A 6,192-nucleotide genomic window follows, 5' to 3' on the forward strand; every position below is an offset into this window, starting at 1 on the left:
CGTTCACGCCACCGGCGTTGCGCGTCCAGACCACGTTGCCACGTTCGGCGTTCACGCAAGCCACAGCCGACTGGTAGGCACGGGCGCAGATCACATCAGCGACGCGGGCTGCAGGGCCGACCAGGTCAGCCAGGCGCTCGATCTCATTGGTGCCACGCGGCGAAGCCAGGGTGGCCTCCCAGCGCAAGGTGCCGCGCAAGGGGTCGAGGCCTGCCAGCTTGGGCCCCTGCCCCACCAGCAAGGTGTCTTTGAACGGCGCCAGCAGGCCCGGGCTCGCCAGCGTCAGGGCATCGTTGGGGCGTTTGTAGGTCCAGAGCTTTCGGCCATCGAGTGCGTCGAAGGCGTGCACGCTGCGGTCTACAGCCAGCACGAACACACGTTCGCCGGCGACCAGCGGCGCTGTCACCACGCGCGAGGGAAGCTGCTTGCGCCAGAGCGGCTTGCCACCGTCGAGCGTGACGAGTTCATTGTCGCGCGTCACCACGCTGGCAAAACGACCGTCACTGCCCACGCCGGCGCTGAGCCTGTCACCGACCTCGGTGCGCCACAGCTGACTGCCGGTGTCGGCCTGCAGGGCCATCACGGTGCCACCGTCGTCGGCCACGGTGAAGGTGGCGCCATTCACGGCCACAGCCAGCGGGAACTTGACGGTGCCCAGGCTTTGTTTCCAGACCTGCCGGCCGCTCACCTGCGGCGTCAGCGGTTCCAGCGGCGTGGGGTCGGGCTTGGGGGTTCCAGCGCAGCCCGCCAGAACCAGGCCGACCAGCGCAAAACCAGCCGCGCGGCGCAGAGTCTTCACGCTCCAACTCATTTGCCGGCCCCGGCGCTGGCGGCCGTCTTGGGTGCTTGGGCTTCGGGCGCGGCGCCCAGCACCGACAGCTTGGCCTCGACCACACGGCGGTATTCGAGCGATTCATCCAGCGCCTTCCAGGCCTGGGCATACGCGGTCTTGGCTTCTTCTTTCTTGCCCTGCGCCATCAACACGTCACCACGGCGGTCGGCGGCGAGGCCGGCAAATTCCTGGGCCGTGACGCCGTCGAGCTGCTTCAGCGCTTCGTCGTATTTCTTGGCATCGAGAAGCAGACCGGCCAGGCGCAGACGTGCGATCGCGCGGTATTCCGTTTCCGCTGCGTTCTCGGCGGCCCAGGCCAGGCTGGCGTTGGCCGCATCGGACTGACCCTTGTCGAACTCAGCTTGGCTGCCAGCAAAGCGGCCTGTTGGGTGTAACCCGTGCCGGCGAAACGTTCTCTCATGTCGGCAAAGACACGCGAGGTCTTGTCCACATCGCCCGCCTGCACGGCCTTGTTGAGCTCTTCGTAGAGCGAGCCCGCCTTGATGGCCTGTTCCTGCTTCCAGTTGTTCCAGACGGCCCAGCCTGCAAAGCCGGCCAGCGCCACGATCAGCACCCAGGTGATGAGGTTGCCGTACTGCTTCCAGAAGGCTTTGAGCTGGTCGAGTTGTTCTTGTTCTTCGAGGTCGAGGTGCGTGGCCATGGCGTAAGAGCTTTCAGACGGATCGAGGATTATGCGTTGAGCAGTTGGGCGGCCCACTCGGCCGCATGCGCCAGCGGCAGGCTGCGCTGGGCGATGTCGGGGTTGCGCAGCGACTTGACCGCCACTTCACCGCGCGCCAGCTCGTCGTCGCCGAAGATGAGCGCATAGCGGGCGCCGCTGGAATCGGCGCGCTTGAACTGCGCCTTCATGCTGTGGCCACCCGCGTGCATCAGCACCGACACCCCAGCGGCGCGCAGGGCCTCGATGGTGGTCATGGCCTGCGGCAGCAACTTGGCGTTGGGCAACACGGCATAAGCCACCGGGCTGACCACAGGAGCTTGCACGCCCGCTTCTTCGAGCAACAACAGCAGCCGCTCGATGCCCAGCCCCCAACCGACGGCCGGTGCACTCTTGCCGCCGAGTTGTTCGATCAGCGAGTCGTAGCGGCCGCCACCACACACCGTGCCTTGTGAGCCGAGACGCTCGGTGACCCACTCGAACACGGTCAGGTTGTAGTAGTCCATGCCGCGCACCAGACGCGTGTTGATGCGGTATTCGAGGCCAGCGGCGTCGAGCACGTCGCGCACGGCCTGCAGATGGGCGAGCGAGGCTTCACCGAGGAAGTCCATCAGCTTGGGTGCGGCCTCGACGACTGCCTGCATGGCCGGATTCTTGGTGTCGAGAATGCGCAGCGGGTTGCTGTGCAGGCGGCGCCTGGCCTCGTCATCCAGCAGGTGGGCGTGCGCCTCCAGGTGGGTGATCAAGGCCTGGCGGTGGGCCAGGCGCTCGGCGGGTTGGCCGAGCGAGTTGAGCTCCAGGCGCACATCGCGCCCTTCGACCAGGCCCAGTTCGCGCCACAGTGCGCGGCACAGCAAGATCAGCTCGGCATCCACATCGGGGCCGGCAAAACCCAGGGCCTCGGCACCGACCTGGTGAAACTGGCGGTAGCGACCTTTTTGCGGGCGCTCGTGGCGGAACATCGGGCCGATGTAATACAGGCGCTTGCCGCCGTCGTGCAGCAGCGAATGTTCGGTCACCGCGCGCACCACACCTGCCGTGGCCTCGGGGCGCAGAGTGAGCTTGTCGCCATTCATCGAGTCCTCGAAGGAATACATCTCCTTCTCGACGATGTCGGTCACCTCGCCCAGGCCACGCACGAAGAGCGCGGTCGGCTCGACGATGGGCGTGCGGATGTTGGCGTAGCCATAACGCGCCATCAGCGAGCGCAGTTTGTCTTCGAGCCACACCCAACGCGCCGAATCGGGCGGCAGGATGTCGTTCATGCCCTTCACGGCTTGCAGGGCAGCGTTGTTGTTGTCAGCCATCGAAAAATTGAGTTGGAAAGGGTGCTTGCCAAGAAGCCCCTTCAGTTTTTATGTGGCGGGCGCGGTGGAATGCGGTGTCGCGGCCGAGCCGTAGCGCTTTTCGATGTAGTTCTCGACCAGCACCTGGAACTCTTGCGCGATCCCGGGGCCTCGCAGCGTGAGGGCCTTCTCGCCGTCGATGAACACCGGCGCGGCAGGCGCTTCGCCGTTGCCAGGCAGGCTGATGCCGATGTCAGCATGCTTGCTTTCACCCGGGCCATTGACGATGCAACCCATCACGGCGACCTTCATCTTCTCGACGCCGGGGTACCGCGCACGCCACACGGGCATTTGCGCACGCAGGTAGTCGTCGATCGATTTGGCCATCTCCTGGAAGGTGGTGCTGGTGGTGCGGCCACAACCCGGGCAGGCGGTGACGCTGGGGTTGAAGGAGCGCAGGCCCAACGACTGCAAGATTTCCAGCGCGACCACCACCTCTTGGGTGCGCGCCTCGCCGGGCTGCGGCGTGAGCGAGACGCGAATCGTGTCGCCAATGCCCTCTTGCAGCAGCAAGGCCAATGCGGCGGTCGACGCCACCGTGCCCTTGGTGCCCATGCCGGCTTCGGTCAAACCAAGGTGCAGCGCATAGTCACAGCGCTTGGCGAGCGCACGGTAAACCGACACGAGATCCCGCACGCCCGACATCTTGCAAGACAGCACGATCTGGTCGGCACTCAGGCCGATCTCTTCAGCACGCCGGGCCGACTCGACGGCCGAGGTGATGATGGCGCGGTACATGATCTGCTGCGGCTCGAAGGGCTCGGCCAGCCTGCCGTTGTCGTCCATCATCTGGGCGAGCAGCTCCTGGTCGAGACTGCCCCAGTTGACGCCGATGCGCACCACCTTGTTGTACTTGGCGGCCACCTCAATCATTTGCGCAAACTGGCGGTCGCGCTTGTCGCCCTTGCCCACGTTGCCGGGGTTGATGCGGTATTTGGACAAAGCCTCGGCGCAGGCCGGGAAGTCGCTCAACAGCCGGTGGCCGTTGTAATGAAAGTCGCCGACCAGCGGCACGTCGATGCCCATGCGGTCGAGCTGCTCGCGGATGTGCGGCACCGCTTCGGCGGCCTCGGGCGTGTTGACGGTGATGCGCACCAGCTCGGAGCCGGCGATCGCCAGCTCCTTGACCTGGATTGCGGTGCCAATCACGTCGACGGTGTCGGTGTTGGTCATCGACTGCACACGCACCGGGGCGTCGCCACCGAGGGTGACGATGCGCGAACCCCAGCGCACGGCTGCCTGGCGCGAGCGGCGCTTGGCGGGCACGGCGGGTTCGATGAAATCTGAGAGCGGTGTGTGTTCGAGAGTCATGGCAATCACCTGAGTTCGACCTTGGCCACGTTGTCACGCGTGGGTGTCAGGATCACGGGCTTGCCCTTGAACGACACCTGTGTAGCCGATGCGTTGCCGATTCTCACCCGCAGCGGCGAAGCCCCGTCCAGGCCCACGGTTTCTCCGGGCTGCAGCATGCGCGAGAGCAAAGGCGAACCACGCCCGTCGATCACTTCAACCCACGACTCGGCACTGGTGCGCAACAGCAGCACGCCGGTGGTGCGTGTGGGGCTCGCGACCACCTCGGAAGCCGCTGCTGCTGGCGCCGAAGCGGTGATCACAGGAGCCGAGGCCGCAACCGCCACGCCAACAACCTCAACCACGCCAGAGGCGTTGAACGGCGGCGCCGATGCCGGCTCAGCCACGAGCGGAGCCGAACTCATTGCAGGCGCCGACACTGGCTCGCTCACCACATTGGGCTGCTGTGAGAGTTCCCCGATCCAACCCGCAGGCAGCAGGTACAAGGCGACGCTCGCCAGCACCAGGAGTGCGGCGCCCAACACGACCGGGCTTTTCAGGAACTGCAGGTCACTCGGCACACGCCGGCCGGGGCGGTCGCGAAACGGTGCGTTCAAGCCGAGGCTCATGTGCGACAGGCTCTGCTCGACCGGCAGGGGCAACAAGGCCAACACGGGTGCGGCATCGATCTTCAGCGAGCGGCACACCGTCTGCGCCAGCGCGCGAGTGAACGTGGCCCCGGGAAGTTCGTCAAAACGATCACTCTCCAGCAGCTCGAGCTTGCGCGGGGCGACCTTGATCGAGGTGGCGAGCGCAGCAATGTGCAAGCCCTTGGCCACACGGGCCTGCCTGAGCAAGCCACCCGCGGTGACGGCGGCCTGCTGCGGCTCGCTGGGCGGCAGGTCACTCATTGAACTGACCCCGGTCAAACGCGGCCGACTCACGCGACTGCGGGAAACGGTTGCGCAACTGCAGGCCATATTCATTGGCCGCCTGCCGGTTGCCGAGCTTCATCTCGATGCGTGCCGCGAGCCACAGCGTCTGGGGGTTGGATTGGTTGGCCACCGAATTGACACGGCGCATGTAAAAGCGCGCCCGCTCCAGCTCACCACGCTTCAGCAGCACTTCAGACAGGTTCACCGCCGTCACCGGGTTCGCCGGGTCGAGCTCGTAGGCACGGGTCAGCGTGCCTTCGGCTTCGATCCAGCGCCCGGCACGGGCTTCGCAGATGCCGGTGGTCAACAGCGTGCGGGCGGTGCCCGGGTACTGCGGCACGGCCAAGGCGCGGCGAAACAAGGCCTCGGCCTCGTCGTACCTTTTTTGCTGGCACATGTACCAACCGTAGTTGTGCATGCTGTCAGCGTCGCTGGGGTTGATCTGCAGGGCGCGCCTGAAACTTTCTTGCGTCAGCACATCGTCGCCCAGGGCAGCGTAGATGAGGCCACGCAGGTTGTAGGCATCACCCAGGTTGGGGTTCACGATCAGCGCCTGTTTGACCTCGTCCAGCGCGGTGGTGAATTGCCCACGGCTGTAATAGGCGCCCGCCAGCTCCATGCGCACACGGGAGCGCTTGCTGGCGGCGCTTTCATCAGAGTCGGTGACACGGTCTCGCGTGTCGCCGGTCTGGGGCGGCGGCAACGTACACCCCGCCAGCAGAGACATGAACACCCAGCAAACAGCGGCGGCCCACGAGCGACTGCGTCCCAAGTTCATGAATGTTTCTCCGGCGGAATGGGTGCGGTGTCTGAACTCTTGCGGTGAATGTGGATCGGGGCCCGCGTCATGCGCTTGGCCACGTTGGTGCGGTCCTGCACCTCGCCAGCCAGCTGGCCACAGGCCGCGGCAATGTCGTCGCCACGCGTCTTGCGAACGGTGGTGACCACACCTGCGTCTTGCAGCACATGCGCAAACGCTGTGACCCGCTCGCGCGGCGAACGGGTGAGGCCCGACTCGGGGAACGGGTTGAACGGAATCAGGTTGAACTTGCACGGCACACGCTGGCTGATCTGCACCAGCGCCTGGGCGTGCTGCGGAGTGTCGTTCAC

Annotated in this window: 5 protein-coding genes and 2 pseudogenes; all 7 read right to left on the reverse strand. The window is 65.7% G+C overall.

What is annotated here, in order from left to right; genetic code table 11:
• A partial coding sequence (locus RMO40_RS18390; protein WP_309724482.1) for an outer membrane protein assembly factor BamB family protein occupies positions 1-799 on the reverse strand: 799 nt, incomplete at its 3' end.
• A gap of 8 nt (positions 800-807) precedes the next feature.
• A pseudogene (locus RMO40_RS18400) lies at positions 808-1,493 on the reverse strand (YfgM family protein).
• 29 nt (positions 1,494-1,522) lie between these two features.
• Positions 1,523-2,818 (reverse strand): histidine--tRNA ligase, encoded by a 1,296-nt coding sequence (hisS, locus tag RMO40_RS18405; RefSeq protein WP_309724486.1) that lies wholly within the window; start codon positions 2,816-2,818, stop codon positions 1,523-1,525.
• Between the two features lie 48 nt (positions 2,819-2,866).
• A complete protein-coding gene (gene ispG, locus RMO40_RS18410) occupies positions 2,867-4,168 on the reverse strand; it encodes a flavodoxin-dependent (E)-4-hydroxy-3-methylbut-2-enyl-diphosphate synthase (protein WP_309724489.1) in 1,302 nt (433 codons plus the stop codon).
• Between the two features lie 5 nt (positions 4,169-4,173).
• Positions 4,174-5,058 carry a RodZ domain-containing protein gene (locus RMO40_RS18415; protein WP_309724491.1) on the reverse strand — a complete coding sequence of 295 codons (885 nt, stop codon included), beginning with the start codon at positions 5,056-5,058 and terminating at the stop codon, positions 4,174-4,176.
• On the reverse strand, positions 5,051-5,860 hold the full coding sequence (pilW, locus tag RMO40_RS18420; protein ID WP_309724493.1) for a type IV pilus biogenesis/stability protein PilW: 810 nt from the start codon (positions 5,858-5,860) through the stop codon (positions 5,051-5,053). Before pilW ends, RMO40_RS18415 begins: the two co-directional genes overlap by 8 nt.
• Positions 5,857-6,192, reverse strand: a pseudogene (locus tag RMO40_RS18425) (23S rRNA (adenine(2503)-C(2))-methyltransferase RlmN); the annotation flags it as partial. The gene pilW and the pseudogene RMO40_RS18425, both read right to left, overlap by 4 nt.

This window comes from Rhizobacter sp. (assembly GCF_031412075.1).
GTDB lineage: Bacteria > Pseudomonadota > Gammaproteobacteria > Burkholderiales > Burkholderiaceae_C > Rhizobacter.

Excerpts from the sequence above, each read along its gene's own strand:
- hisS (WP_309724486.1), bottom strand. The coding sequence starts at position 2,818 with ATGGCTGACAACAACAACGCTGCCCTGCAAGCCGTGAAGGGCATGAAC.
- ispG (WP_309724489.1), bottom strand. The coding sequence starts at position 4,168 with ATGACTCTCGAACACACACCGCTCTCAGATTTCATCGAACCCGCCGTG.
- RMO40_RS18415 (WP_309724491.1), bottom strand. The coding sequence starts at position 5,058 with ATGAGTGACCTGCCGCCCAGCGAGCCGCAGCAGGCCGCCGTCACCGCG.
- pilW (WP_309724493.1), bottom strand. The coding sequence starts at position 5,860 with ATGAACTTGGGACGCAGTCGCTCGTGGGCCGCCGCTGTTTGCTGGGTG.